The sequence below is a fragment of the Mycobacterium sp. 050272 genome (assembly GCF_039023525.1).
GTDB lineage: Bacteria > Actinomycetota > Actinomycetes > Mycobacteriales > Mycobacteriaceae > Mycobacterium.
Genome location: NZ_JBCHKV010000004.1, coordinates 287,381 through 312,895 on the forward strand (window position 1 = coordinate 287,381; position 25,515 = coordinate 312,895).

At 68.0% G+C, this 25,515-nt stretch carries 23 protein-coding genes and 1 pseudogene; 9 read left to right on the top strand and 15 right to left on the bottom strand.

All coding sequences use genetic code 11. The features are described from left to right. The 5 genes from AAHS21_RS11290 to AAHS21_RS11310 all read left to right on the top strand — a co-directional run bounded on the left by AAHS21_RS11290 (position 1) and on the right by AAHS21_RS11310 (position 4,182). The gene (locus AAHS21_RS11290) at positions 1-1,125 is read left to right on the top strand and encodes a sulfate/molybdate ABC transporter ATP-binding protein (protein ID WP_342927743.1); all 1,125 of its coding nucleotides are present in this window, start codon (positions 1-3) and stop codon (positions 1,123-1,125) included. Positions 1,126-1,223: 98 nt separating this feature from the next. Continuing rightward, on the top strand, positions 1,224-2,261 hold the full coding sequence (locus AAHS21_RS11295) for an alanine and proline-rich secreted protein Apa (RefSeq protein WP_342927744.1): 1,038 nt from the start codon (positions 1,224-1,226) through the stop codon (positions 2,259-2,261). Positions 2,262-2,339: 78 nt separating this feature from the next. Continuing rightward, a complete protein-coding gene (locus AAHS21_RS11300) occupies positions 2,340-2,639 on the top strand; it encodes a GlsB/YeaQ/YmgE family stress response membrane protein (RefSeq protein ID WP_342927745.1) in 300 nt (99 codons plus the stop codon). A 186-nt stretch (positions 2,640-2,825) separates the two neighbouring features. Beyond that, on the top strand, positions 2,826-3,104 hold the full coding sequence (locus tag AAHS21_RS11305) for a GlsB/YeaQ/YmgE family stress response membrane protein (RefSeq protein ID WP_096287812.1): 279 nt from the start codon (positions 2,826-2,828) through the stop codon (positions 3,102-3,104). A 55-nt stretch (positions 3,105-3,159) separates the two neighbouring features. Beyond that, positions 3,160-4,182 carry a zinc-binding alcohol dehydrogenase family protein gene (locus AAHS21_RS11310; RefSeq protein WP_342927746.1) on the top strand — a complete coding sequence of 341 codons (1,023 nt, stop codon included), beginning with the start codon at positions 3,160-3,162 and terminating at the stop codon, positions 4,180-4,182. Position 4,183: 1 nt separating this feature from the next. Here the strand turns inward: AAHS21_RS11310 and AAHS21_RS11315 are convergent, their stop codons facing one another. The 5 genes from AAHS21_RS11315 to AAHS21_RS11335 are packed head-to-tail and all read right to left on the bottom strand — an operon-like array spanning position 4,184 to position 9,730. Further along, entirely contained in the window at positions 4,184-4,954 is a 771-nt protein-coding gene (locus AAHS21_RS11315; protein WP_342927747.1) for a CPBP family intramembrane glutamic endopeptidase, read from the bottom strand. Between the two features lie 37 nt (positions 4,955-4,991). Next, the gene (locus tag AAHS21_RS11320; protein ID WP_342927748.1) at positions 4,992-7,379 is read right to left on the bottom strand and encodes a phosphoketolase family protein; all 2,388 of its coding nucleotides are present in this window, start codon (positions 7,377-7,379) and stop codon (positions 4,992-4,994) included. A 46-nt stretch (positions 7,380-7,425) separates the two neighbouring features. Further along, positions 7,426-8,274 carry an SDR family oxidoreductase gene (locus AAHS21_RS11325; protein WP_342927749.1) on the bottom strand — a complete coding sequence of 283 codons (849 nt, stop codon included), beginning with the start codon at positions 8,272-8,274 and terminating at the stop codon, positions 7,426-7,428. Positions 8,275-8,330: 56 nt separating this feature from the next. Then, the gene (locus AAHS21_RS11330) at positions 8,331-8,801 is read right to left on the bottom strand and encodes a DUF427 domain-containing protein (RefSeq protein WP_342927750.1); all 471 of its coding nucleotides are present in this window, start codon (positions 8,799-8,801) and stop codon (positions 8,331-8,333) included. 17 nt (positions 8,802-8,818) lie between these two features. Beyond that, a complete protein-coding gene (locus tag AAHS21_RS11335) occupies positions 8,819-9,730 on the bottom strand; it encodes an undecaprenyl-diphosphate phosphatase (protein ID WP_342927751.1) in 912 nt (303 codons plus the stop codon). 131 nt (positions 9,731-9,861) lie between these two features. Between AAHS21_RS11335 and AAHS21_RS11340 the strand changes: the two genes are divergently transcribed. The 3 genes from AAHS21_RS11340 (at position 9,862) to AAHS21_RS11350 (ending at position 16,025) form a co-directional block, all read left to right on the top strand. After that, positions 9,862-12,255, top strand: a complete 2,394-nt coding sequence (locus tag AAHS21_RS11340) for a CoA transferase (RefSeq protein WP_342927752.1) — start codon at positions 9,862-9,864, stop codon at positions 12,253-12,255. A gap of 47 nt (positions 12,256-12,302) precedes the next feature. Continuing rightward, entirely contained in the window at positions 12,303-13,787 is a 1,485-nt protein-coding gene (locus AAHS21_RS11345; RefSeq protein WP_342927753.1) for an acetyl-CoA acetyltransferase, read from the top strand. Positions 13,788-13,898: 111 nt separating this feature from the next. Then, complete coding sequence (locus AAHS21_RS11350; RefSeq protein ID WP_342927754.1) at positions 13,899-16,025, top strand: NAD-dependent epimerase/dehydratase family protein; 2,127 nt, start codon at positions 13,899-13,901, stop codon at positions 16,023-16,025. Here AAHS21_RS11350 and AAHS21_RS11355 read toward each other — a convergent pair. The 7 genes and pseudogenes from AAHS21_RS11355 to AAHS21_RS11385 all read right to left on the bottom strand — a co-directional run bounded on the left by AAHS21_RS11355 (position 16,022) and on the right by AAHS21_RS11385 (position 22,541). Further along, complete coding sequence (locus tag AAHS21_RS11355) at positions 16,022-16,756, bottom strand: DUF72 domain-containing protein (RefSeq protein ID WP_342927755.1); 735 nt, start codon at positions 16,754-16,756, stop codon at positions 16,022-16,024. The genes AAHS21_RS11350 and AAHS21_RS11355 overlap by 4 nt on opposite strands. Next, positions 16,753-17,397: an endonuclease gene (locus AAHS21_RS11360; protein ID WP_342927756.1), complete on the bottom strand. Its 645-nt coding sequence runs from the start codon at positions 17,395-17,397 to the stop codon at positions 16,753-16,755. Before AAHS21_RS11360 ends, AAHS21_RS11355 begins: the two co-directional genes overlap by 4 nt. A 36-nt stretch (positions 17,398-17,433) precedes the next feature. Continuing rightward, a pseudogene (locus AAHS21_RS11365) lies at positions 17,434-17,765 on the bottom strand (TfoX/Sxy family protein). A 41-nt stretch (positions 17,766-17,806) separates the two neighbouring features. Then, positions 17,807-18,196: a nitroreductase family deazaflavin-dependent oxidoreductase gene (locus AAHS21_RS11370; protein ID WP_342927757.1), complete on the bottom strand. Its 390-nt coding sequence runs from the start codon at positions 18,194-18,196 to the stop codon at positions 17,807-17,809. 82 nt (positions 18,197-18,278) lie between these two features. Next, complete coding sequence (gene lon, locus AAHS21_RS11375) at positions 18,279-20,594, bottom strand: endopeptidase La (protein WP_342927758.1); 2,316 nt, start codon at positions 20,592-20,594, stop codon at positions 18,279-18,281. A 112-nt stretch (positions 20,595-20,706) separates the two neighbouring features. Continuing rightward, positions 20,707-21,255: an ABATE domain-containing protein gene (locus AAHS21_RS11380; RefSeq protein ID WP_342927759.1), complete on the bottom strand. Its 549-nt coding sequence runs from the start codon at positions 21,253-21,255 to the stop codon at positions 20,707-20,709. A gap of 50 nt (positions 21,256-21,305) precedes the next feature. Further along, positions 21,306-22,541, bottom strand: a complete 1,236-nt coding sequence (locus tag AAHS21_RS11385; RefSeq protein ID WP_342927760.1) for an alpha-hydroxy acid oxidase — start codon at positions 22,539-22,541, stop codon at positions 21,306-21,308. 18 nt (positions 22,542-22,559) lie between these two features. On the opposite strand from AAHS21_RS11385, the gene AAHS21_RS11390 reads away from it, so the two are divergent. Then, positions 22,560-22,994: a DUF1810 domain-containing protein gene (locus AAHS21_RS11390; protein ID WP_342927761.1), complete on the top strand. Its 435-nt coding sequence runs from the start codon at positions 22,560-22,562 to the stop codon at positions 22,992-22,994. Here the strand turns inward: AAHS21_RS11390 and AAHS21_RS11395 are convergent. The 3 genes from AAHS21_RS11395 to AAHS21_RS11405 are packed head-to-tail and all read right to left on the bottom strand — an operon-like array spanning position 22,991 to position 25,452. Further along, the gene (locus AAHS21_RS11395) at positions 22,991-24,304 is read right to left on the bottom strand and encodes an alpha-amylase family protein (RefSeq protein ID WP_342927762.1); all 1,314 of its coding nucleotides are present in this window, start codon (positions 24,302-24,304) and stop codon (positions 22,991-22,993) included. The genes AAHS21_RS11390 and AAHS21_RS11395 overlap by 4 nt on opposite strands. A gap of 9 nt (positions 24,305-24,313) precedes the next feature. Further along, positions 24,314-24,850, bottom strand: coding sequence for an alkyl hydroperoxide reductase (locus tag AAHS21_RS11400; RefSeq protein ID WP_342927763.1), 537 nt, complete (start codon positions 24,848-24,850; stop codon positions 24,314-24,316). A gap of 14 nt (positions 24,851-24,864) precedes the next feature. Continuing rightward, complete coding sequence (locus AAHS21_RS11405; RefSeq protein WP_342927764.1) at positions 24,865-25,452, bottom strand: peroxiredoxin; 588 nt, start codon at positions 25,450-25,452, stop codon at positions 24,865-24,867. Positions 25,453-25,515 lie beyond the last annotated feature (63 nt).

Below are 25,515 nucleotides of genomic sequence, written 5' to 3' on the forward strand. Positions count from 1 at the left end.
GTGAGCGAGCTGCAGCTTCGCGCGGTCGTCGCCGACCGCCAGTTGGACGTGGAGTTTTCGGTGTCCCCGGGCGAGGTGCTCGCGGTGCTCGGACCCAACGGCGCGGGAAAGTCGACCGCCCTGCACGTCATCGCCGGTCTGGTTCGCCCGGATGAGGGCGTGGTGCGGTTGGGGGATCGGGTGCTGACCGACACCGCCGCCAGGGTCGACGTGGCGACGCACGACCGCCGGGTCGGGCTACTGCTGCAGGACCCACTGCTGTTCCCGCACCTGAGCGTCGCCGCCAACGTGGCATTCGGGCCGCGGAGCCGTCGTGGCCGTTTCCGGTCGGCTTGCGCCACCGAGAAGCAGACGGCCCTGCGCTGGCTACGCGAGGTGGGTGCCGAGCAGTTCGCCGACCGCAAACCGAGACAGCTCTCCGGCGGCCAGGCTCAGCGGGTGGCGATCGCACGAGCGTTGGCCGCCGAACCCGAGGTGCTGCTGCTCGACGAGCCGCTGACCGGGCTGGACGTCGGGGCGGCCGCCGCCATCCGCGCGGTGTTGCGGACCGCAGTCGCCCGCAGCGGCTGCGCGGCCGTCCTGATCACCCACGACCTGCTCGACGTGTTCACCCTGGCCGATCGGGCGCTGGTGCTCGAGGGCGGCAGGATCGCCGAAGTCGGCCCGGTTCCCGAGGTGCTCACCGCGCCGCGCAGCCATTTCGGGGCCCGCATTGCCGGCGTCAATCTGGTCAGCGGAACCATCGGGCCCGACGGCTCTCTGCGGACCCGCAACGGCGTCCGCTGGTACGGAACCCCCGCCGAGCAGCTGGGCGCCGAGCTGACCGACGGGCAGGATTCGATCGCCGTGTTCGGACCGACGGCGGTGTCGGTCTACCGGGACCTGCCGCACGGCAGCCCCCGCAACTGCGTCGAGGTCACCGTCTCAGAGCTGGATATTCGCGGACCCGCGGTCGTGGTGCGAGGCGAGCAACAGCCCGACGGCGCCCCTGGACTGGCCGCTGAGATCACCGCCGAGGCGGCTGCCGAGCTGGAACTGACCCTCGGAGACCGGGTGTGGTTTTCGGTCAAAGCGCGTGAAGTGGCGCTGTATCCGGCGACACCGCGTCGCGCCGACCCACAGTGAACTGCGCAGACTCACCGAAGGTTGCGCTCCGGCAACAACGCGCGCATCGCCAGCACGGCATCCTTGCGTCGCAGCGGTAACACGGTAGGTTCGTCGCCATGGATCAGGTGGACTCACACTCGACACGTCGCAAGGGCCTGTGGGCGACGCTGGCGATCGCCACGGTGACCAGTGCCAGTGCCATCACTTTCGCGTTGCCGGCCCCCGTTCATGCCGATCCCGAGGTCCCGACGCCGGTGCCGGCAACGACCTCGGCCCCGGCCCCGGCTGCGGGCGCACCCGCGCCGACGACCGCCGCGCCTGCGCCGGGCGGCCCCGCACCCGCCGGGCAGCCGGCCGCCGGTGACCCGAACGCGCCGGTGCCCCCGCCGCCCCCGCCGGTGGACCCCAACGCCCCTGCGCCGCCGCCGCCCGTCGACCCCAACGCCGCCCGCATCACCAATGTCGTCGGCGGGTTCAGCTACCTGCTTCCCGGTGGGTGGGCCGAGTCGGACGCCTCGCACCTCGACTATGGTTCCGCGCTGCTCAGCAAGATGATCGGTCCGCCGCCGCAGCCCGGTCAGCCCGCGCCGGTGGCAAACGACACCCGCATTGTGATGGGCCGCCTGGACCAGAAGCTCTACGCGAGTGCGGAAGCCAATGACGCCAAGGCCGCCGTCCGGCTGGGCTCGGACATGGGTGAGTTCTTCATGCCGTACCCCGGCACCCGGATCAATCAGGAATCCACCCCGCTCACCGGTGCCAATGGCATCACCGGAAGCTCGTCGTTCTACGAGGTCAAGTTCAGCGATCCGAGCAAACCCAACGGACAGATCTGGACCGGTGTGGTCAGCGCTCCCAACGCAGCGTCCGCCGGTCCGCCCCAGCGCTGGTTTGTCGTTTGGCTCGGTACCGGCAACAACCCGGTAGACAAGGTCGGAGCCAAGGCACTGGCGGAGTCGATCCTGCCGTTCACCGCACCGCCGGCGCCGGGCGCACCGCCGGCTCCGGGCGCGCCCGCCGCGGCTCCGGCATCTCCGGCACCGGCCCCGGGAGCCCCCGCCCCGCTGCCCGGCCAGGTCCCGGGCCAGGCACCCGCGAGCGAGGTCACTCCTACCCCGAGCCCGGCGCCGCAGCCGACGTCGTTTAGTGCCTGACCTGTAAACGGGGGTATACCGCCACGACGACGCCGGCTTTTAGGCTGAGCTCTGGCAACGAACCGCAAGGAGACTCGCATGGATGTCATGGCGGCTACCGAGTACCTGGCCCGATCGACCACGACGACGAGCGTCGGCCTGATCGGTTACATCATCATCGGCGGTCTTGCCGGATGGGCCGCGGGCAAGATCATGAAGGGTTCCGGCTCCGGAATCTTGATGAACATCGTGATCGGTATCGTCGGCGCACTGATCGGCGGCTTTTTGCTGAGCTTCTTCTTCGACACCGCGGCCGGCGGCTGGATCTTCACCTTCTTCACCGCGTTACTGGGGTCGGTGATTCTGCTCTGGATTGTCGGCCTGGTGCGCAGGAGCTGATCGGCCGGGCGATCTGTGGCAAATCGGGTGTGGCGCGAATTTGCGACCCGCCCGGGGGCATTGCGCGTCGCCGCATCAAGCCGAATTGCGGCATCAGAAGGGGCGTTTCGCCGAGGCGGTTGAGTCGGCTCCGACGGGGTATACGGCCACACGTCCCGTCTGTCAGTTAAATCGAAGGAGCCGGTCATGATTCTGCATATCGTCTGGCTGATCGTCTTGGGTCTGATCGTCGGCCTGGTCGCGCGCCTGCTGGTACCCGGCAAGCAGCCGATGGGCTGGGTCGCCACCGCACTGCTCGGCATCGTCGGCTCGTATGTCGGCGGCACCCTGGGCAGCATCGTCTTCCCACCGCACCAGTTCGACATTCACCCGCCCATTCAGCACTCCTTCCTGGGTGCGCTGGTCGGCGCGGTGATCCTGTTGTTGATCTACAAGTTCGCCACCTCGCGCACGAAGACCCTGTAGCACCAGGGCCTTTGGGCCCATGCGGGGTGGCGGCGCATAGCGGCATGATGGGGTGATGGCCTCAGCGACGACCACAATGACCGCGTGGCGGGTGCGTCGGCCCGGCCCGATGGACACCGACCCGCTGGAGCGGGTCACCACGGAAGTGCCGCGGCCGGCGCCCTCGGAGTTGCTGGTCGCCGTGCGGGCCTGCGGGGTATGCCGCACCGACCTGCACGTCACTGAGGGTGACCTCCCGGTGCACCGCGCCCACGTCACCCCCGGTCACGAAGTCGTGGGCGAGGTCGTCGAGGTGGGCGCCGAGGCCGGTGACGGGTTCAACGTGGGGGATCGGGTGGGCATCGCCTGGCTGCGTCACACCTGCGGTGTGTGCAAATACTGCCGCCGAGGCGACGAAAACCTCTGCCCGCAGTCCCGCTACACCGGCTGGGATGCCGACGGCGGGTACGCCGAATTCGCGACGGTTCCAGCGGCTTTCGCGCACCACCTGCCGATCGGTTACAGCGACAGCGAGCTCGCGCCGCTGTTGTGCGCCGGTATCATCGGATACCGTTCGCTGCTGCGGGCGCAGCTACCGCCAGGTGGCCGGCTGGGCATTTACGGCTTCGGCGGCAGCGCGCACATCACCGCCCAGGTCGCGTTGGCCCAGGGCGCCGAGCTGCACGTGATGACCCGCGGCGAGCAGGCACGCGAACTGGCATTGGCCCTGGGCGCGGCATCGGCTCAGGGGGCGGCGGATCCGCCGCCGGTGCCGCTGGATGCTGCCATTTTGTTCGCCCCGGTCGGGGATCTGGTGCTGCCCGCCTGCGAGGCGCTGGACCGCGGCGGCACGTTGGCGATCGCCGGAATCCACCTGTCGGATATCCCGGCCCTGAACTATCAGCGTCACCTGTTCCAGGAGCGCCAGATTCGCTCGGTCACCTCGAATACCCGGGCCGACGCGCGCGAGTTTCTCGACTTCGCCGGCCGTCATCACATCGAGGTGACGACGCCGGAGTATCCACTCGATCAAGCCGCCCGGGCACTGAGCGATTTGGCCGGCGGGCGCATCGCCGGGGCAGCGGTGCTGCTGGTGTAGGTCAGGTCGACAGATGCCAGACCAGGGCCGCGGCCAGGGCGCCCAGCCCGTTCAATGACCAGTGCAGTGCGATCGGAGCGATCAGGCTGCCGCTGCGCCGGCGCAGCCAGCTGAACACAAAGCCCGCGCTGCCGGTCGCCACCACGGCCAATGTCACGCCGGCGGCCATGCCGACGAACCCGCCGCCGAACAGCCGGGTGAAGCCGACGTTGTTGCTGGTCAGTCCCAGCGACGTGGCAACGTGCCACAGGCCGAACAGCAAGGAGCCGACGAGTGCGACCCCGCGGAATCCCCAGGCCCGATGCAGCGTGCCGTGCAGCACACCCCGGAAGGCCAGCTCCTCGGGAATCACGGTCTGCAGCGGAATGATGACCATCGAGGCGATCAGCGCGCCGGAGACCGTCGCGTAGTGGTTGTTCAGGAACATCGGCCGCGTCATGGGCAGCAGTACGCCGACCGCGATCACCGACGCCACGACGGCCACCGCCCCCAGCGCGTAGCCCAGCCCGGATTTCCAGTGCTCCCGGCCGAGGCCCAGGTCGACCCAGTCCAAACCGCTGGCACGCATCAACACGACCAGCCCGACCGCTGCGACCGGCACTGTCGCGACACTCGCCCACGGCGTGGTGAAGTGCGCGACCAGGTTGGTCAGCACCAGCACCGCGACCACCACGGCAATGTCGAAGTACAGCCGCAGCCGGTGCAGCGCCGACAATTGCGACACCACCGGGTGCAGGTCAACGGCATCGAGGGCCGTGGCGTGCTCAGACATCCCGGCCGAGTTTACCTGCGCGCCGCTGCCGCCCAGGTCACGACGACTGCCGAGATTCCCACTTCCAGTTCGCGATCTGCGGGTCGTCCTCGCCGTGCTCGCGGGTGTAGCGGCGGGCGTTCAGCCGCGCGTCGACCATCCGCTGCCGCAGCAGCGCGGCGCGGCTGGACAACCCGTCGACCCGGTCGATGACGTCGATGACCAGGTGGAAACGGTCGAGGTCATTGAGCATCACCATGTCGAACGGCGTCGTGGTGGTGCCGCGCTCCTTGAAACCGCGGACATGGATGTGCGGGTGATTGATGCGGCGATAGCACAGCCGATGGATCAGCCAGGGATAGCCGTGATACGCGAAGATGACCGGCTTGTCGCGGGTGAACAACGCGTCGAACTCCTTGTCCGGCAATCCATGTGGATGCTCGGAGTCCGGCTGCAGGCGCATCAGGTCGACGACGTTGACCAGTCGCACGGCCAGGTCGGGCAGCTCGCGGCGCAGGATGTCGGCAGCGGCGAGCGCCTCCTGGGTGGGGATGTCGCCGGCGCATGCCAGCACCACGTCCGGTTCCTCGGTCGCGGTGCTCGCCCAATCCCAGATCCCCAGGCCGCGGGTGCAGTGGGCGATCGCCTCGTCGATGCCGAGGTAGGACAGGGCGGGTTGTTTGCCGGCGACAATCACGTTGATGTAGTCGCGGCTGCGCAGGCAGTGATCGGCCACCGACAGCAGTGTGTTGCCGTCCGGCGGCAGATAGACGCGCACGATCTCGGCGCGCTTGTTGGCGACCAGGTCGATGAACCCCGGGTCCTGGTGGGACGCGCCGTTGTGGTCCTGACGCCACACATGCGAGCTCAACAGGTAGTTCAGCGACGCGATCGGCTGCCGCCACGGCAGTTCGCGGCTGGTGGCCAGCCATTTCGCGTGCTGGTTGAGCATCGAGTCGACGATGTGCACGAACGCCTCGTAGCAGTTGAACAACCCGTGCCGCCCGGTGAGCAAATAGCCCTCCAGCCAGCCCTGGCACAGGTGCTCGGAGAGCACCTCCATCACCCGGCCGTCGGGCGCCAGGCCCTCGTCGTCCGGCTCGACTTCGGACATCCACACCTTGTCGGTCGACTCGAACACGGCCGACAACCGGTTGGAGGCGGTTTCGTCGGGCCCCATCAGCCGGAAGCGGTCGGGGTTGTGGGTGATGACGTCGCGCAGGAAGGTTCCCAGCACCCGGGTGGCCTCGTGGGTGGACGCCGCCGGCTTTTCGACCGGCACCGCGTAGCCGCGGAAGTCCGGCAGATCCAGCTCGCGCAGCAACAGGCCGCCGTTCGCGTGCGGGTTGGCGCTCATCCGCCGTTGCCCCTTCGGGGCGAGCCGGCGCAGCTCGGGGCGCAGCACGCCGTGGGAGTCGAACAACTCGTCGGGCCGATAGCTGCGCATCCACTCTTCGAGCTGCGCGCGGTGCGCGGGATTGTCGTGCGTCTCGGACAACGGCACCTGGTGAGACCGCCAGGTGCCCTCGACATGCTTGCCGTCGACTTCCTTGGGCCCGGTCCAGCCTTTCGGCGTGCGCAGCACGATCATCGGCCACACCGGACGGTCGGTTTGCCGGCCGTCGCGTGCTGCGCGCTGGATGCCGGCGATGTCGTCAAAAGCGTCGTCGAAGGCGGCGGCCAGTTCTTGATGCACGGTGGCCGGGTCGTCGCCGGCGACCGTGATCGGCCGGTAGCCGTACCCGCGCAGCAGAGATTCGAGTTCGCTGTGCGGGATCCGGGCCAGCACGGTCGGGTTGGCGATCTTGTAGCCGTTGAGGTGCAGGATCGGCAGCACCGCGCCGTCGACGGCCGGGTTGAGGAATTTGTTCGAGTGCCAGCCGGCCGCCAGCGGACCCGTCTCGGCTTCGCCGTCGCCGATGACGCACGCGACCACCAGGTCGGGGTTGTCGAACGCCGCACCGAACGCATGCACCAGTGCGTAGCCGAGTTCACCGCCCTCGTGGATGGATCCCGGGGTCTGGGCCGCGACGTGGCTGGGGATGCCGCCGGGGAACGAGAACTGGCGAAACAGCTTGCGCAGCCCTTCGGTGTCCTCGCCGATCGCGCTGTAGATCTCGGTGTAGGTGCCTTCGAGGTAAGCGTTGGCGACCAGGCCCGGACCGCCGTGGCCGGGCCCGGTGACGTAGATGACATTGGCATCCCGATTGCGGATGATCCGGTTCAGGTGCGCGTAGATGAGGTTGAGCCCAGGCGTGGTGCCCCAATGCCCCAGCAGCCGGGGTTTGACGTGGTCAGCCGCGAGAGGCTCGTTGAGCAGGGGATTGTCGAGCAGGTAGATCTGCCCGACCGACAGATAGTTGGCGGCGCGCCAATACTTGTCGATCAGCGTGAGTTCGTCGTCGGAGAGTGCTTCGGGCGCGGTTGTCGGGGTTTGCAAGCTCACGTGCCCGATTGTCCGCGCGCCCGGCGAACGTCGCCACGCGAGGCGATCACTGCTCGCCGCGTGCGCGGTCCTCGTAGGCCTTGCGCTTCTCGACGTCGACGTCGTCGGTGAAGACGTGCTCACCACCGAGGAGGCGATTGAGGCCCTCGGATACCGATCGGGGCAGGAACTTCTGTGCGGCGATGATCGCCCCGGCCAGCCGGGTGACGCGAACCCGCGGCTTGGGGTGGCCGACCAGCCCGACGATCGCGTCGGCGATGTCGGAGGGTTCGGCGTTCTTGATGCCCTTGGCTCCCTGGGTTCCGGCGATCAGTTCGGTGTTGACGAACGTCGGATTCACCAGCGAGAACTGCACACCGGTGCCGCGGTATTCGATCCTGGCCGCGTCGGTGTAGCCGACCACGGCGTGTTTGCTGGCACAGTAGGTGGCCGCACCGGCGATATAGGTCTCCCCGGCCAGCGAGGCGACGTTGATGATGTGGCCTTGCCGGCGCGCGATCATGCGTTCCAGCGCCAGCTTGGTGCCCAGCATGACGCCGTACACGTTGATGTCCAGAATGCGCCGGGTGACCGCATCGGGCTCCTCGATGATGCGGCCGAGCGGCATGATGCCGGCGTTGTTGATCAGCACGTCGACGGGGCCGAGCTGGCGCTCCACCTCGTCGAGGAATTCGGCGAACGAGTGCCGATCGGTCACATCGAGCTTGCCGTACACGTCGAGGCCGAGGGCGGCGCCGGACTCCTTGACTCTGACCTCGTCGATGTCGCCGATCGCGACCTTGGCGCCCAGGTTGTGCAAGGCGGTCGCGGTGGCCAGCCCGATTCCCCGCGCGCCGCCGGTGATCACGATGACCTTGTCGCGAATCTTGAGAGCGTGAGCCGCGTTGTCTGCCATCCGGTTAGCACAGCACTCGACGTCGTGCCGCGCAATGATGTCTCACCAGCGATCGCTCACCAGCCCGCCGAACCGGGGACACCCTTGAACGGGCCGACGACCCAGCTGGTGATCCAGCCCCCGTAAAAGCCACCGGGCTGCGCGGTGACGACCTCGCCGTTGACTGTGCACCGGTCGACGGCGGCGGCCATCACGGCCAGCGCACCGGCGATCGATTCGAAGCCCGGGGTTGGATTCAGATAACTCCACGCCGCCCTGGGGGCGATGACGTCGCCGCCGACCAGGTCGTAGTAGCTCGCCCGGCCTTTCCATTCGCACCAGGAGCTGCCGGATGCAGAACGCACCGCGCCGTCGGCGAACGCCTCACGCGGCAGGTAATACGTCGGCGGATGACTGGTCTCCAGGACTCGCCAGGCGTGGCTGGTGGAGGCAATGACCTGGCCGCCCAGCTCAACGGTTATCGATCCGGTGAACGGCTCGACGCGTGGAGGCCGCGGGTAATCCCACACTGATTCCTGATCGCTCATCTCCAGACACCTCCTGCTTAATGCAAGCAGAGCCAGGCCAGGCTCCCGGCCCCGAACACCGCGCAGTAGATGGCGAACGGTGTCAGGGTGCGGGTTTCGAAGTACCGGGTGAGGAAGCGTACGGCGAGGTAGGCGCAGATGAAGGACGCGATGCTGCCCGCCAGCACCTGGCCACCGATGCCGCTGCCCAGCGGCCCGAACAGATCGGGGATCTTGTAGACGCCGGCGGCCAGGATGATCGGTGTCGCCAGCAAGAAGGAGAAGCGGGCGGCGTCCTCGTGCGACAAGCCGCGCCACAGGCCGGCGACGATGGTGATGCCGGAACGGCTGATGCCGGGCAGCAGCGCCAGGATCTGGGCGGCGCCGATCAGCACGCCCCGCCCGATGGGCAGCTGGGCGAGCCGGCTGTCGACGGCCTCGCCGGAGTGCCCGGCGGGCGCGCCGACCGATTCGGGGACCGCGGCGGCGGCGCGGCGACGCAGCACCTCGCCGGCGTACAGGGCGATTCCATTGAGCAGCAGGAAGATTGCCGCCGGGATCGGCTTGCCCAGCGTGGTGCGAAAGAGCCTTTCCAGAAAGAGGCCCGCCAGGCCCACCGGAATGGTGCCGCCGACCAGGAGCCACGCCAACCGCTCGTCGGACGTCTGGATCCGGCGGTGCCGCACCGACGAACCGAATCCGGCCAGCACGCGCAGCCAATCGCGCCAGAAGAACACCAGCAGCGCGGCGGCGGTGGCGACGTGCAGGCCGACGATGAACGCCAGGTAAGGCGACTTCGGTGCGGACACGTCCAAGTCGCGCGCCCACTGGCCACCGACCAGGGCCGGCACCAGTATCGAGTGGCCGAGGCTGGACACCGGGAACAGCTCGGTCACACCCTGCGCGGCGCCGACCAGAACCGCTTCGACGTAACTCAAGTGCGCACTCAAGGACCGACTCTCCATTCCTCGGCGGACGACAAACTACGCAGCGTAGCCGGTCAGCCCGGCCGATCCGAAGCCCGTCCGAACCAGGTTGAGCGGCTGTGCATTTGGCCACACGGGGCCGGTACGGTGAGCGGATGGCCGACAAGTTGCTCGCCGCGGTGCGCATCATCGACTTGTCCGGCGGCGTTAGCGACACGGTGACCCGCTTGCTTGCCGACCTGGGAGCCGACGTCGTCAAGGTGGAACCGCCGGGCGGCAGCCCCGCCCGTCACGACCGGCCCACGCTGGCCGGTGCCAGCATCCCGTTCGCCGTGCACAATGCCAACAAGCGCAGCGTGGTGCTGGATTCGCGCGACGACGACGACCGCCGCAGTTTCTTCGCGCTGGTCGGGGAAGCCGACATCCTCGTCGACGCGGCGGATCAGGCCGCCACGTTCGGCGCTTCGGCGGTCGAGCTGGCCGATCGCTACCCGCATCTGGTCGTGCTCTCGATCACCGACTTCGGCGCCACCGGCCCGCGCTCGTCGTGGCGTGCGACCGACCCGGTGCTCTTCGCGATGTCGGGGGCGCTGTCGCGCTCCGGACCGACCGTCGGCACCCCCGTATTGCCGCCCGACGGCATCGCCTCGGCCACCGCCGCCGTGCAGGCGACCTGGGCGGTGCTCGTCGCCTATTACAACAAATTACGTTGTGGCACAGGCGATTACATTGACTTCTCACGTTTCGACGCGGTCGTGATGGCGCTGGACCCGGCATTCGGCGCGCATGGGCAGGCCAGCGCGGGACAACGCACCAGCGGGTGGCGGGGCCGGCCGAAAAACCAGGACCCTTACCCGATCTGCCCGTGCCGGGACGGCTACGTCCGGCTCTGCGTGATGGCGCCCCGGCAATGGCGCGGCCTGCGCCGGTGGTTAGGGGAGCCGGAGGAATTCCAGGACCCCAGCTACGACACGCTCGGCGCCCGGTTCGCCGCATGGCCGCAGATCAGCGTCCTGGTCGACGCGTTGTTCGCCGACAAGACGATGAAGGAGCTGGTGGCCGAAGGCCAGGCGCACGGAGTGCCGATCTCGGCGGTGCTGACGCCCTCGCGGATCCTGGCCTCCGAGCACTTCCAGGCCGTCGGCGCGATCACCAGCGCCGAGCTGGTGCCCGGAGTGCGCACCGACGTGCCCACCGGATATTTCGTGGTCGACGACGAACGCTGCGGCTTCCGGACCCCGGCTCCGGCCGCCGGAGCCGACGAACCGCGCTGGCTGGCCGACCCGGTGACCGCGGCCCCGTCGGGCACGGCCGGCGAGTATCCGTTCGCGGGCCTCAGGATTCTCGACCTGGGCGTGATCGTCGCCGGCGGCGAGCTGAGCCGGCTCTACGGGGACCTGGGCGCGCAGGTCATCAAGGTCGAAAGCGCCAACTATCCCGACGGGCTGCGGCAGTCACGAGTCGGCGCGGTGATGAGCGAGTCGTTCGCCTGGACCCACCGCAATCACCTGGCGCTGGGCCTGGACCTGCGCAGCGAGCAGGGCAAGGAGATCTTTCGCCGACTGGTCGCCGAGGCCGACGCGGTGTTCGCCAACTTCAAGCCGGGAACCCTTACCTCGCTTGGGTTTTCATTCGAAGCCCTGCGCGCGATCAACCCCCGCATCGTGCTCGCGGGCAGCAGCGCGTTCGGAAACCGGGGGCCGTGGAGCAGGCGCATGGGTTACGGTCCGCTGGTCCGCGCCACCACCGGCGTGACCAGTCTGTGGACATCCGAAGAAGCTTCCGCCGAAGCGCGTGCCGCCGGGGCACGGCACGCGTTCTACGACGCGACGACGATCTTTCCCGACCACATCGTGGGACGGGTCACCGCGATCGCGGCACTGGCGGCGCTGATCCGCCGCGACCGGACCGGCGACCCGGCCCATGTCCACATCTCGCAAGCCGAGGTCGTCGTCAATCAGCTGGACACCCTGTACGTCACCCAGGCCGCGCTGGGAGCCGGCGCCGCCGTCTGCGACGACACCAGCGTGCACGCGGTATACCCGTGCACAGGCGATGACGAATGGTGCGTCATCTCGATCCGCTCAGACAGCGAATGGCGTTGTCTCACCGCGTTTTTCGATCATCCTCAGCTGGCCGACGATCCGCGCTTCGCGACCGGCGAGGCGCGCACGGCCCATCGCGCGGAGCTGGTGCGGCTGGTCGCCGCCTGGACGCACACCCGAACCCCGGCACAAGCCGCCGAAGCGTTGCAGGCGGCCGGGATACCGGCCGGCCCGATGAACCGTCCACCGGATGTCCTCGCCGACCCGCAACTGGTCGAGCGCAAGCTGCTCAGCGATATGGTGCATCCGCTGGTCGAGCGCCCGCTGCCGGCCGAGACGGGGCCGGCGCCGTTCCGCCACATCCCGGCGGCCCCGCAGCGGCCCGCACCCCTGCCCGGTCAGGACACCCGGGAGCTCTGCCGGACACTGCTCGGCATGAGCGCCGAGGAGATCGACCGCCTGATCACCGATCAGGTGCTGTTCGCGGCCGCCGACAGCAGGTAAGCACACCGCCGGCGGGGAGCGCGCGGTCGCCACGATAAATTCGTCCCATGCCCGTCGACCCCAAAACACCGGTGCTGATCGGCTACGGCCAGGTCAACCACCGTGATGAGATCGACCCGGAAACTCGTTCGGTCGAACCCGTCGACCTGATGGTCGCCGCAGCTCAGCAGGCCGCCGGCGACCAGGTACTGCAGGCCGTGGACTCCGTCCGGGTGGTCAACGTCCTTTCGGCGACCTACCGCGACGCCGGGCTGCTGGTCGGCGAGCGGATCGGCGCACCGAAGTTCACGACGCTGTACAGCCCGGTGGGCGGCAACGTCCCGCAGACACTGCTGAACCAGGCTTGCCTGGACATCCAGCAGGGCCGCGCCGGGGTAGTGCTGCTGACCGGCGCCGAAACGTGGCGCACCCGGCGGGGGCTGAAGGCCAAGGGCGGCCGGCTGCAGTGGACAGCTCAGGACGAATCCGTGCCGATGGCACAGGTCAGCGGCGAGGACGTGCCGATGGCCGGCGATGCCGAGATCCGGATCAAGCTGGACCGGCCGGCCTACGTGTACCCGCTGTTCGAACAGTCGCTGCGCATCGCCAACGGCGAGTCGGTCGAGGACCACCGCCACCGCATCGGGGAGCTGTGGGCGCGCTTCAACGCCGTCGCGGTCGGCAACCCACACGCCTGGATTCGCAAACCCGCGACCGCGGCCGAGATCGCGCAGCCCGGGCCGCAGAACCGGATGATCAGCTGGCCCTACACGAAGCTGATGAACTCCAACAACATGGTCGATCAGGGCGCCGCGTTGATCCTGACGTCGGTCGAGCAGGCCAAGCGCCTGCACATCCCGGAAGAGCGCTGGATTTATCCGCATGCCGGCACTGACGCCTACGACACCCCGTCGATCGCGGAGCGCCACGAACTGCACCGGTCGGCGGCCATCCGAATCGCCGGTGCGCGGGCGCTGCAGCTGGCCGGCCTGGGTATCGACGACGTCGACTACGTCGACCTGTACTCCTGCTTTCCGTCCGCCGTTCAGGTGGCGGCCGCCGAGCTCGGATTGAGTACCGACGACCCCGCCCGGCCGCTGACCGTCACCGGTGGCCTGACCTTCGCCGGCGGCCCGTGGAGCAACTACGTGATGCACTCGATTGCCACGGTGGCCGAACTGCTGGCGGCCAATCCCGGACGACGCGCCCTGATCACCGCCAACGGCGGCTACCTGACCAAGCACAGCTTCGGGGTCTACGGTACCGAGCCGCCAACCGAATTCCGTTGGGAGAACGCGCAATCCGCGGTGGAGCGGGAACCGACCCGAGAGGGGTTGGTGCAATGGGAGGGTGTCGGCACGGTCGAAGCGTGGACGACGCCGTTCGATCGCGACGGACAACCGGAGAAGGCGTTCGTTGCTGTGCGCACGCCCGAGGGATCCCGGGCGCTGGCGGTCATCGCCGATCCCGACGCGGCGCAGGCCACTGTTCGTGAAGATATCGGTGGCACCAAGGTGGCCGTCACCGCCGACGGCGGCGCCACGCTGCAGTAGCCCGGCGGGGGAGTTAAAAGGCCAGGCCACACTGCCGTTCACCCGGTAACGGTCGCGCGGCGATAGAGGCGCGCATATTGTCGAGTCAGACGTTGGGGGAGGTGAGCCCAGGTGCACATCCTGGTTACCGACGCCACCGGCACAGTCGGGCGGCTGGTTGCACGGCAGCTGATTGCTGCCGGGCATTCGGTTTCCGGCATTGCCGAGTATCCAGACGCCCGTCTGGACCCCGCGGTCGAGTTCGTCTGCGCACCGCTGAGCGACCCCGTCCTGCAGGAATTGGCCGACGAAGCCGACGCGGTGATCCATCTGGCGCCGGTCGAACCCGACGCGCCCGGCAGTGCGGGCATCAACGGTGTGGCGCATGTGACGCATGCGGCCGGACGGGCCGGTGCGCGCCTGCTGTTCGTATCCCAGGCCGCCGGCGCCGCTGAGGTCTACGAGCCGGCCGAGGACCTGGTGTCCACGAGCCTGGGGCCAAGCCTGATCATCCGGATGGCGCCGCCGGTGGGCCGCCAACTCGACTGGATGGTGTGCCGCACGGTGGCCACCTTGCTGCGCACTAAGGTGTCCGCGCAACCGATACGGGTGCTGCACCTCGACGATCTGGTGCGGTTTCTGGTCTTGGCGCTCAACACCGACCGCACCGGCTTCGTGGATCTGGCTACCCCGGACACCACCAACGTGGTGACCGCGTGGCGGGTGTTGCGCGCCGTGGACCCCCGGTCGCGGAGTCATCGGATTCGCAGCTGGTCGCAGCTGGTTCCTCCGGTGGATATCGTTGCCGCCCAGGAAGATTGGCAGTTCGAGTTCGGCTGGCCGGCATTCGATGCGGTCGCCGACACCGCGCGCGGACTGGTCGGCCGCAAGCTCGGCGCCGGCGGCGCGACCAGCCACGGCGTGCAGATGGCACTTCCGGTCGAGGTTATCCCGCGTCCCGCACCATCCGACGACCTGCACAGTGCCGCACCCGAGGGGGTCGAGGGCGAGTTCGACGACCGCATCGACCCACGATTCCCGGTCTTCGCCACCGACGGCCTCACCGAGGCGCTGCCCGGGCCGCTGACCCCGATCACCCTGGACGTGCAGATGAGCGGACTACGCACGGCCGGCCGGGTGCTGGGCCAGGCGCTCACGCTCGGCGGTGTGGTCGGCGACGAATGGGGCAGCAGGGCCATCGCGGTGTTCGGTCACCGCCCCTATGTCGGGGTGTCGACCAACGTCGTCGCCGCCAATCAGCTGCTCGCCTGGGATGATCAGGCCCTCGTCAAGCGCGCGTTGGTCAGTCAGCCGCAGGTCGCAGATGTGCTGCCGTTCGGTCGACCCCGGCTGGCAGCCGGAGCGCTCGGGTCGGTCGCCAAGGCGGTCGCCACGACGCGATCTCTGGCCCTGATGCGTCATCTCAAGGCCGACACGCGGGCCTACAGCGCCGCCGCGAACGCCGAACATGCCGATGCCACACAACTGAGTCTGTTGCCCGACGCGGGCCTGGGTGTGCGAGTTCGGTTGCTGCGAGACCGCATTCACCAAGGCTGGATTCTCACGGCGCTGTGGTTGATCGACTCCGGCGTCACCGCGGCGGCACTAGAACACACCGCGGCGGGCTGCCGCGTGCCCGGACTGAACGCGATCATGGAAAGCGACCGGGTCACCGAGGTGATCGCCGAGCTGGCCGCCGCGCTGCGTGCCGACCCGCCACTGCGGGGGATGGCCGCCGAAGGCAATCTCGCCAGCATCCGCGCGCTTTCGCCGCCGACCGCCGCGTTGGTGGATGCCGCGATCGCGCAGATCGGGCACCGCGGACCCGGAGCGGGGGAGCTGGCCAGCCGAGTCTTCGGCGACGACCCGGCGCTGCTGTTGACCGCGGCCGCCGAGACGGCCGGCGTGCCCACCGAACCGGACCCGCCCACGACGCTGGTCCGGCGAATCGCCATTAACGCCCGCGTCTGGCGCGAGCTCGCCCACGACACCACCCTGCGATTCACACACGAGCTTCGAATGACGTTGCGCGAGCTTGGATCTCGACGAGTCCAGGCCGACTTGATCGACGTCGTCGATGACGTGTACTACCTGGCCTGCGATGAACTGGTCACCATGCCGGCCGATGCCCGGCTGCGGATCAAACGCCGCCGTACCGAGCGGGAACGCCTGCAAGCCCAGCACCCACCGGATGTCATCGACCGCGACTGGGCGCCGGTCGAACCACCGCCTGCCCAGGAGATCAGCGCGCCGGACTAACTCACCAGGTCTCGCAGCGAGAGCGCGTTGCGGACGGCGTGGCCGCCCAGGTCGTTGTTGAAGTACATCCACACGTCCCGGCCCTCGCGGTCCCATGCGAGGACCCGGTCCGCCCAGGACCGCAACTCGTCGTCCGGGTAGGAACCGGCGTAGAGCGACTCCGGGTCCGGGCCGTGCATGCGGATGTAGACCAGATCGGTGGTCGCGCGCGGTATGCACGCCAAACCCGCCCCGCTCATCACCACGTACGCGGCGCGGTGGCGCTCCAGCGACTGGTAGACGGCGGGGTCGTCCCAGGACGGGTGGCGCAACTCGACGGCCACCCGGATGGCTGCCGGCACGCGATCCAGGAACGAATCCAGTCGCGCTTGAGAGGCGTTGTCGCGCTGCAATTCTGGATGCAGCTGGACCAACAGCACACCGTGGCGGTCGCCCAGCAGTTGCCAACACCGTTCGAATCGCTCGATCCAGGGCTCGGGCGAGCCCAGCCGGCGGTAGTGGGTCAATCCGCGGTGGGCCTTGACCGACATCGTGAAGCCGGGCGGCAATTGGTCGCGCCAACCCGTGAACGTCGAATCCTTGGGCCAGCGGTAAAAGCTGGCGTTGAGCTCGACGGTGTCGAAAACCTGCGCGTACCGGGCCAGTCGGCGCGCGGATGCGGTGCCGCGCGGGTAGAGCACGTCGATCCAGTGGTCGTACGACCACCCCGAAGTGCCGATCCGGACGGTCAACCGGCCATCCGGCTACGCAGGTCTTTGTCCAGCGACGCACGGACGAGCGCGGCAGCCAACCGCGCGTTGGCCCGCGGCGCCAGCGCTCCCAGCTCGGCCGGCTCGGCGGGTAGCCCCAGCTTCTTCGCTGTCGCAGTGGCACGGTCGTCGAAGTACGGACGGACCCACGGCCAAACGTCCTGCACCTCGCGCAGGTAGATGTCGGCGCCAGTATCGCCGATTCCCTTAAATTCTTTCAGCATTCGCTTCACCCGAGCGGGGTCGTGATGACTGCGCTCGGCGATTTCGCGCAGATCGCCAAAATACTCGTCGCTCACCCGCTGCGCCATCTCGGTGAGGCGGGTCGCCGAACTTTCGTCGTAGCGCACATAGTGCGCGCGGCCGAACGCGTCGATCATCTCCTGCCGGTCGGCCGCCAGGATGGCCTTGGGTGTGCGCAGACCCGCTTTGAACAGCTCGCGTGCCGCACGCATCGCGATAGCGGCATCGATGGGCTTGCTGGCAAGCATGCACAACACCAGCAGCTGAAACAGCGGCATGGGTTTGTCGCTGATCCGGATTCCCGCCTCGTGGGCGTACGTGCTGCCGCCGGCTTTGAGCACGCGTCGCACCAGCTGCTTGGACGCGTCCGACTTGCTCATAGCTCGGCGCGTACCCGCCACGCGCGCCGGCAAACGTCACTTCGGTGGCAGGCTGCGCGCGTACCCGATGCCGCGGTCAACCCAACTCGCAAGCTGGCGTTTGGTTTTCACGCCCTCGGCCGCGACCCGCAACCAGCCCCGGGTTTCGCGGCCGGCCATCACCATCGGGCTGACGTGGGGGCGAACCAGCAGCGTCGCGGTGTCCTCGGGCGGCACCCGCACCATCAATCCACCCTTCCCGCTGGCCGCGACCGCCATATTTCCGCCGACGAGGAAGGCCAGCCCGCCGAACATCGACTTCTCGTCGACACCGCGCTGCGGTCCAGCAATTCGCGGATCCGATTGGCCAGCTCGAGGTCGTATGCCATGCGTAGACGCTAGTCGTGCGCACCGACACCCGCGGCCCGGGTCAGTCCAGGTCGACCCGAATGGTGAGCAGGTCGCTGCCCATGATGCGCACCACCGCGCTGTTGAGCCGCGGCAGATTGCCCAGCCGCCGCACCGCGTCGTCGTCGGGCAACAGGTGAGCGGTGCCGTTTCGCCACTGACCACCAAGGCGTACCCGGACGGCGGGGTTGGCCTTGATGTTGCGGACGTAATCCGAGTGCTCGCCGTGTTCGGAGACCATCCAGAACTGGTTGCCCACCACACGTCCGCCGACCGGGGTGTGGCGGCGCTGCCCGCTCTTGCGGCCGGTCGTTTCGAGCATGGTCACCGGCAATTGCCGACCCACCGGATTGACCACCAATCGCTGAACGCGATGCACTACTTGCCGTTTGAGATCGCCGAGGCTGCTCATACCGCCCATTCTGCCCCCCGGCCGGTTTCCCTCTCCCACGGCGTACCCCACCCCCGGGGAGGCCAAAGCCTGCTCCGAGGGGTCAGGCGGCCACCGCGGCTTCGGCCGCCGGTTCCAGCGCCTGCGCGACGATCTCCGCGACGTCGGTCATCGGCTTGACGCTCAGCGCCTCGAGCACTTCAGCCGGCACGTCGTCCAGGTCTGGCTCGTTTCGCTGCGGAATGAAAACCGTTGACAGGCCGGCACGTTGGGCGGCCAGCAGCTTCTGCTTCACACCACCGATCGGCAGCACCCGGCCGTTCAGCGTGACCTCACCGGTCATGCCGACATCGGAGCGCACCTGGCGCCCGGTGGCCATCGACACCAACGCGGTGACCATCGTGACACCGGCCGACGGGCCGTCCTTGGGCACCGCGCCCGCCGGCACGTGCACGTGAATGCGGCGGTCCAGCGTCGTCGGGTCGACACCCAATTCGGCCGCATGGGAGCGGACATAGGACAGCGCGATCTGCGCCGACTCCTTCATCACGTCGCCCAGTTGACCGGTCAGCTGCAACCCGGGCTCACCGTCGGTGGCCCCGGCTTCGATGTAGAGCACATCGCCGCCCAGGCCGGTGACAGCCAGCCCCGTGGCGACGCCCGGCACCGCGGTGCGTTCGGCCGACTCCGGCGTAAACCGCGGCCGGCCAAGGTAATCCACCAGGTCGGGCTCGTCGATGGTCACCGGTTCGTCGGCGATCTTGGTCGTCACCTTGCGCAGCGCCTTGGCCAGCAGCCGCTCGAATTGACGAACCCCCGGCTCACGGGTGTAATCGGCGGCGATCTTGCGCAGCGCCGTGTCGGTGACGGTGACCTCGTCGCTGGTCAACGCCGCCCGCTCCCGCTGCCGTGGCAGCAGGTACTCGCGGGCGATGGCGACCTTGTCGTCCTCGGTGTAACCGTCGATCGTCACCAGCTCCATGCGATCCAGCAGCGCCGACGGGATGTTCTCAATCACGTTGGCAGTAGCCAAGAACACGACGTCGGACAGGTCGAGGTCCAGATCCAGGTAGTGGTCGCGGAACGTGTGATTCTGCGCCGGGTCCAGCACCTCGAGCAGTGCCGCGCTCGGGTCACCGCGATAATCGGATCCGACTTTGTCGATTTCGTCAAGCAGCACAACGGGATTCATCGAACCCGCCTCGCCGATCGCGCGCACGATCCGGCCGGGCAACGCGCCCACGTAGGTGCGCCGGTGCCCACGGATTTCGGCCTCGTCGCGCACGCCGCCCAACGCGACACGCACGAACTTGCGGCCGAGCGCCCGGGCCACGCTCTCACCCAGCGACGTCTTGCCGACACCGGGCGGACCCGCGAGCACCATCACCGCGCCCGAACCGCGGCCGCCCACGACCTGCAGCCCGCGCTGAGCGCGCCGCGAACGCACCGCCAGATATTCGACGATGCGGTCCTTGACGTCGTCCAGCCCGTGATGGTCGGCGTCCAGAACGCCCCGCGCCGCCGCCAGATCCGTCGAGTCCTCGGTGCGGACGTTCCACGGCAGGTCCAGCACGGTGTCCAGCCAGGTCCGAATCCAGCCGCTTTCCGGGCTCTGGTCGCTGGCGCGCTCCAGCTTGCCGACCTCGCGCAGCGCGGCCTCGCGGACCTTGTCGGGCAGCTCGGCGGCCTCGACCCGGGCCCGGTAGTCATCGGAGCCGTCGGGTTCGCCCTCGCCCAATTCCTTGCGAATCGCGGCGAGCTGCTGGCGCAGCAGGAACTCCTTCTGCGTCTTCTCCATGCCCTCGCGGACATCCTCGGCGATTTTGTCGTTGACTTCGACTTCGGCCAAATGATCGGCCGTCCAGTCGATCAGGACCCGCAGCCGCTCGGCGACGTCCACCGTCTCCAGCAGCTGCCGCTTCTGCACATCGGTCAGATAGGACGCGTACCCCGAGGTGTCGGCCAGCGCCGACGGATCGGTCAGGCTGTTGACGTAGTCGATGATCTGCCAGGCCTCGCGCCGTTGCAGCATGGCCAGCAACAGCTTCTTGTACTCCGCCGCCAGCGCCTTGACCTCGTCGGTGACGTCGGCGTCGTCGACCTCGGTCACCTCGACCCACAACGCCGGGCCCGGGCCGGAGGCTCCCGTGCCGATCTGCGCCCTGCGCTCACCGCGCACGACGGCCGCGGTGCCACCACCGCCGGCGATACGTCCGACCTGGAGAATCTTGGCGATCACGCCATGGGACGGATACCGGTCCTCGAGCCGGGGAGCGATCAGCAGTTCGCCGGAGTCGCTGGCCCGCGCCGCGTCGACGGCCGCCCGTGCGGCATCGTCCAGCTCGATCGGCACAACCATTCCGGGCAACACTGTCGTGTCGGTAACGAACAGCACCGGCACTGATTTGGGTTCAGACATTTGCTTCTCCAAAGGTTTAGTCTGATGCGCTCAACCTTTGGCGAATGGCTTTTGTTCCCGCCGGTACTCGGGCCCGCGGTGTGACCTAGCTCAATCGCCGGTCAACGTGCCGTCAATTGGCCGCGGCGCGCTGGCGCGCCCGGAAGGCCTGGACCTTGACTTTGTTGCCGCAGGTGGCCATGCCGCACCAGTGCCGGTTCTTCGCCCGCGAGGAGTCGACGTAGAGCAGCGAGCAGTCCGGGTGGTCGCAGCGCTTGACGTAATCGATGTCGGGGCCGGCGAGCAGATCCAGCAAATCCGCGGCCAGGCTGGCGATCAATTGCGCCGCGGTGCCCTCGCGGAACGTGTCGCCGTTGGGGAGCAGCCGCGGCGTCAGCGCGGGGCGCGATGCCTGCTCATTCAACAGCTCGACATCGGCCGGCTCGGGCTCGCGGCCGTCCAACCGCGCGGTGGCGGTCCGGTAGATCGCTTCGCGTACGGCGATCGCGGTGGCCAGATCGTCGTCGGTGACCTCGATGCCGGCGTCCACCAATCCCGCCTGCACAGCCCATTCCGAGAGCACCGCTGGATCGATCAGCCGCTCGTCACGAGAGGTGTTGCGGTGTTTCAGCGTGCCCGCAAAGTTGAGGCAGGCCCGGCCGCATACGAACCCGAATTGCACGTAACCACCTTGGCAGGTTTCAGCTGGCCCCGCAATAGATCGGAGCGGGCCTACTCGACCGGTCCCAGCCGCCGCAGCTGGGTGACGTGGGCGGGGGAGAGTTCCTCGAGACTGCGCACGCCCAGCAGCCGCATCGTGCGCAGCACCCCGCTCTCCAGGATCTCGATCGCGCGGTTGACCCCGGCCTCGCCGCCGGCCATCAGCCCGTAGAGATAGGCCCGTCCGACCAGCGTGAACCGTGCCCCCAGCGCGATCGCGGCCACGATGTCGGCGCCCGACATGATGCCGGTGTCCACCAGAATCTCGGTGTCCTTGCCCAGCTCGCGCGCCACCACCGGCAACAGATGGAAGGGCACCGGGGCCCGATCCAGTTGGCGTCCACCGTGATTGGACAACACGACACCGTCGACGCCGTGCCGCACGGCGGCCCGCGCGTCGTCGAGCGTCTGAATGCCCTTGACCACGAGCTTGCCTGGCCACTGCTCCTTGATCCAGGCCAGGTCGTCAAAGGTCAGGCTGGGGTCGAACATCGTGCTCAGATACTCCGCGACGGTGCCCGGCCAGCGATCCAGTGATGCGAACGCCAATGGCTCGGTGGTCAGCAGGTCGAACCACCACTTCGGGTGCGGCACCGCGTCGAGCACGGTGCGCAGCGTCAGCGACGGCGGGACCGTCATCCCGTTGCGGTTGTCCCGGAATCGCGCCCCGGAGACAGGCACGTCGACGGTGGCCAGCAGGGTGTCGAATCCGGCGTCGGCGGCGCGTTTGACCAGCGCCATCGACCGGTCCCGGTCCTTCCACATATAGAGCTGAAACCATTTGCGGCCGTGCGGGACCGCGGCCACCAGGTCTTCGATCGCGCAGGTGCCGAGCGTGGAAAGCGAGAACGGGATGCCGGCCTTGGCCGCCGCCGCCGCGCCGGCGATCTCGCCCTCGGTCTGCATCAGTCGGGTGAATCCGGTCGGCGCGATGCCGAACGGCAAGGCGACCGGTTGACCCAGCACGTCCCACCCGGCAGTCACATTGCTGACGTCACGCAGGATCGTCGGGTGGAATTCGATGTCGCGGAAGGCTTGCCGGGCACGCTCGAGGGACAACTCGTCCTCGGCCGCACCGTCGGTGTAGTCGAAAGCCGCCTTGGGGGTGCGACGTTTGGCGATGCGGCGCAAATCCTCGATCGTGAATGCCGCGCTGAGCCGACGCGTGGTCGCGTTGAACTGGGGCCGCTTGAACTGCATGAGCGGGGCCAGGTCGCGGGCTTTGGGCATGCGTCGTTTGACGGCCATGTATGCCACCGTAGTCATATGGACTCGGCGGACGACCCCTTCGATCTGACACGTTTCGTTGTCGCACAGGAACCGGTCTACGGCAGCGTCGTTCAGGAGCTGCGGGACGGGCGAAAACGTGGTCACTGGATGTGGTTCGTCTTCCCGCAGCTGCGCGGGCTGGGCAGCAGTCCGACGGCGGTGCACTACGGCATCTCGTCGCTGCAGGAGGCTCGGGCCTACCTCGGGCATGACGTGCTGGGGCCGCGGCTGCACGAGTGCACCCGGCTGGTCAATCAGCTGCGAGGTCGCTCGATCACGGAGATCTTCGGCTCACCCGACGATCTCAAGCTGCGTTCGTCGATGACGTTGTTCGCGCTGGCGACCGACGACCCCCAGGACTTCCGCACGCTGCTCGACGTTTACTACCGCGGTGAGCAGGACGCCCTGACGCTGGCCCGGCTAGGCGACTAAGCGGGTCGCAGGATTCGCCAGCCGTGCGGCTCGACGGTCACCTCGCCGACGACGTCGCTGGGTGGGGCCGCCGATCCGGCGACCACCTCGGCGCGCGCCGGTCCCAGCTCCGACAGCGGCAGCCGCAACGGCTCGTCACCGATATTCAACGCAACCACCAGCGCGTCGTCGCCGCTGCGCGTCTCGTAGACGTAGTGCCGGTTGGCCAGCCGTCGCGACGTGGTGGTGGCGGAATACAGCCAGGGGTGGCGACGGCGCAGTCCAACCAGGAACTGGTGCAGTCGCCATACCTCGGCACCGACGTCGTCCAATTGCACAGGGGGAGAACCGAACTCCGGACGCACCGCGTCGTCGCCGCCGTAACGCTCCTCTTTGACGGCGCGGAAGCCGAACTCGTCGCCGGCGTACACGCTGGGCACGCCGCCGATCGTCAACAGCAGCACCAGCGCGTGCTGGAGATGACGGGGGTCCTCCAGCCGGCTGGCGATGCGAGTGACGTCGTGATTGCCGATGAACGTCAGCGGCGCGAAGCTGGCCAGAAACGTGCTGTGGCGCTGCAGCGCCCAGTCCAGCTCGAAGAAATTGCCGTCGTTGAGGCTGCTCCAGATTGCCTTCCAGAGTTCGTACTGGGTGGCGGAATCAAAGGTGGCCTCCTCGACGATCGCGGCATAGTCGCCGTGGATGAGTTCGCCGACGAACCATGCGCCCGGATGCCGCTCGCGCACCCGCGGTAACACTGTCGCCCAAAACTGTTGCGGTACAGCGTAAGCCGCGTCCAGGCGCCAGCCGTCCGCGCCTCGCTGCAACCAGTGCGACATCACGTCGGCGACGTAGTCGACGACTTCCGGGTTGTTGTGATTGAGGGTGATGAGTTCGGAATGCCCCTCGAAGGTGTGAAATCGCCCGGGACGGCCACGAAACCAGTGCGCCGCCGCGTCGTCGTGCGCCGCATCACGGTAGCGGCCGAAGTCCACCCCGACATGGTTGAAAACCCCGTCGAGCAGCACCCGCAGGCCGCGGGCGCGGGCCTCGGCGATCAGATAGTCGAAATCGCCGTCGTCACCGAGCCGGGGGTCGATCCGGTAATGGTCAGTCGTGTCGTAACCGTGTGTGCGCGAGGCAAAAATCGGCCCCAGCGCAACTCCGGATGCCCCCAGCTCGATGGCGTGATCGAACCACTCGACAAGCCGCCGCAACCGGTGCTCGCCCGGACCTGCCTGCGCCGACCCCTCGGGCGTGGGAAACGCTCCCACGAAGCCCAAGGGATAGATCTGCCACCAGATCGCGTGCGCCACCCAGGATGCGGTCACCGGCGACGATCAGCCGACGCTGGCCAGTGTCTGCGCGGCCGTGATCGCTTGTGCCACACCGGCAACGATCGCTGCGGCCTTCAGGGCTTCCAGGATCACCTCACGATCCACACCGGCCTCGCGCAGCGTGTGCTCGTGGGCGACAACGCAGTGCGAACACCCGTTGATCGATGACACCGCGAACGACCACAGCTCGAAATTCGCCTTGTCCACGCCCGGGTTGCCGATGATGTTCATCCGCAAGCCGGCCCTAAGGTCGTCGTACTTGCCCTCCAGGAAACCGCGGCCACGGTAGAACACATTGTTCATGCCCATGATCGACGCGGCACCCAGAGCCGCCTGGTACGCCTCGGCAGACAGATTGTCGGCCGCCTCGGCCCCAATCTCGGCCAGCATCCGGGAGTTTCGCGTTGCCGCCGCGCTCGCCAGCAACGTGCCCCACAACTGTTCGTCGTTCAGCACGGTGGTGCGGGCAATCGACCCAAGGTTGAGCTTGAGGTCCTTGGCGTATTCCGGCAGCGCTTCCTTCAGATTCTCGATGCTCATCACAGCCTCCAGAGTTAGGCCGAAGCCTTGAGCAGCTCGCCGGCGTTCAGAGTCGGGTCGCCCTTGCGCCAGTTGCAGGCGCACAGCTCGTCGGATTGCAGAGCGTCCAGGACCCGCAGCACCTCGTCCACGTTACGCCCCACGGATCCCGCGGTCGCCGAGACGAATTGGATCTCGTTGTTGGGGTCGACGATGAAAGTGACGCGGTCGGCGACGCCGTCGGCATTGAGCACACCGGTGGCCAGCGCGAGTTCACGCTTGATGTCAGACAGCATCGGGAACGGCAGCTTCTTGAGGTCCTCGTGCTGGGCCCGCCACTGGAAGTGCACGAATTCGCTGTCTACCGAGACACCGAGCACCTGCGCGTCGCGATCCTCGAACTCGTCATTGAGCTTGCCGAACGCGGCAATCTCGGTTGGGCACACGAAGGTGAAGTCCTTCGGCCAGAAGAACACGATCCGCCACTTGCCCTCGTAGTCGTCGCTGGAGATGGTCTTGAAGTAGTCCTCGGGTTGCTGGGCGTCGACCTTCGACAGATCGCCGCCGATCAGACCGGTGAGCTCGTAGGCGGGGAACTGATCGCCGATCGTTAGCAGTGCCATGTCCGCGTCTCCTTATTTGGAATTAGTCAAGATTAAGTGTCCAGTGACCATGGTGCCGGGAGC

What these genes read in the sequence shown, in the direction of transcription:
- AAHS21_RS11295 (WP_342927744.1), top strand. Translation starts at nt 1,224, where the DNA reads ATGGATCAGGTGGACTCACACTCGACACGTCGCAAGGGCCTGTGGGCG.
- AAHS21_RS11405 (WP_342927764.1), bottom strand. Translation starts at nt 25,452, where the DNA reads ATGGCACTGCTAACGATCGGCGATCAGTTCCCCGCCTACGAGCTCACC.
- AAHS21_RS11325 (WP_342927749.1), bottom strand. Translation starts at nt 8,274, where the DNA reads ATGGCAGACAACGCGGCTCACGCTCTCAAGATTCGCGACAAGGTCATC.
- lon (WP_342927758.1), bottom strand. Translation starts at nt 20,594, where the DNA reads ATGTCTGAACCCAAATCAGTGCCGGTGCTGTTCGTTACCGACACGACA.
- AAHS21_RS11400 (WP_342927763.1), bottom strand. Translation starts at nt 24,850, where the DNA reads ATGAGCATCGAGAATCTGAAGGAAGCGCTGCCGGAATACGCCAAGGAC.
- AAHS21_RS11340 (WP_342927752.1), top strand. Translation starts at nt 9,862, where the DNA reads ATGGCCGACAAGTTGCTCGCCGCGGTGCGCATCATCGACTTGTCCGGC.
- AAHS21_RS11300 (WP_342927745.1), top strand. Translation starts at nt 2,340, where the DNA reads ATGGATGTCATGGCGGCTACCGAGTACCTGGCCCGATCGACCACGACG.
- AAHS21_RS11315 (WP_342927747.1), bottom strand. Translation starts at nt 4,954, where the DNA reads ATGTCTGAGCACGCCACGGCCCTCGATGCCGTTGACCTGCACCCGGTG.
- AAHS21_RS11360 (WP_342927756.1), bottom strand. Translation starts at nt 17,397, where the DNA reads ATGAGCAAGTCGGACGCGTCCAAGCAGCTGGTGCGACGCGTGCTCAAA.
- AAHS21_RS11330 (WP_342927750.1), bottom strand. Translation starts at nt 8,801, where the DNA reads ATGAGCGATCAGGAATCAGTGTGGGATTACCCGCGGCCTCCACGCGTC.
- AAHS21_RS11345 (WP_342927753.1), top strand. Translation starts at nt 12,303, where the DNA reads ATGCCCGTCGACCCCAAAACACCGGTGCTGATCGGCTACGGCCAGGTC.
- AAHS21_RS11385 (WP_342927760.1), bottom strand. Translation starts at nt 22,541, where the DNA reads ATGGCCGTCAAACGACGCATGCCCAAAGCCCGCGACCTGGCCCCGCTC.
- AAHS21_RS11390 (WP_342927761.1), top strand. Translation starts at nt 22,560, where the DNA reads ATGGACTCGGCGGACGACCCCTTCGATCTGACACGTTTCGTTGTCGCA.
- AAHS21_RS11310 (WP_342927746.1), top strand. Translation starts at nt 3,160, where the DNA reads ATGGCCTCAGCGACGACCACAATGACCGCGTGGCGGGTGCGTCGGCCC.
- AAHS21_RS11305 (WP_096287812.1), top strand. Translation starts at nt 2,826, where the DNA reads ATGATTCTGCATATCGTCTGGCTGATCGTCTTGGGTCTGATCGTCGGC.
- AAHS21_RS11370 (WP_342927757.1), bottom strand. Translation starts at nt 18,196, where the DNA reads ATGAGCAGCCTCGGCGATCTCAAACGGCAAGTAGTGCATCGCGTTCAG.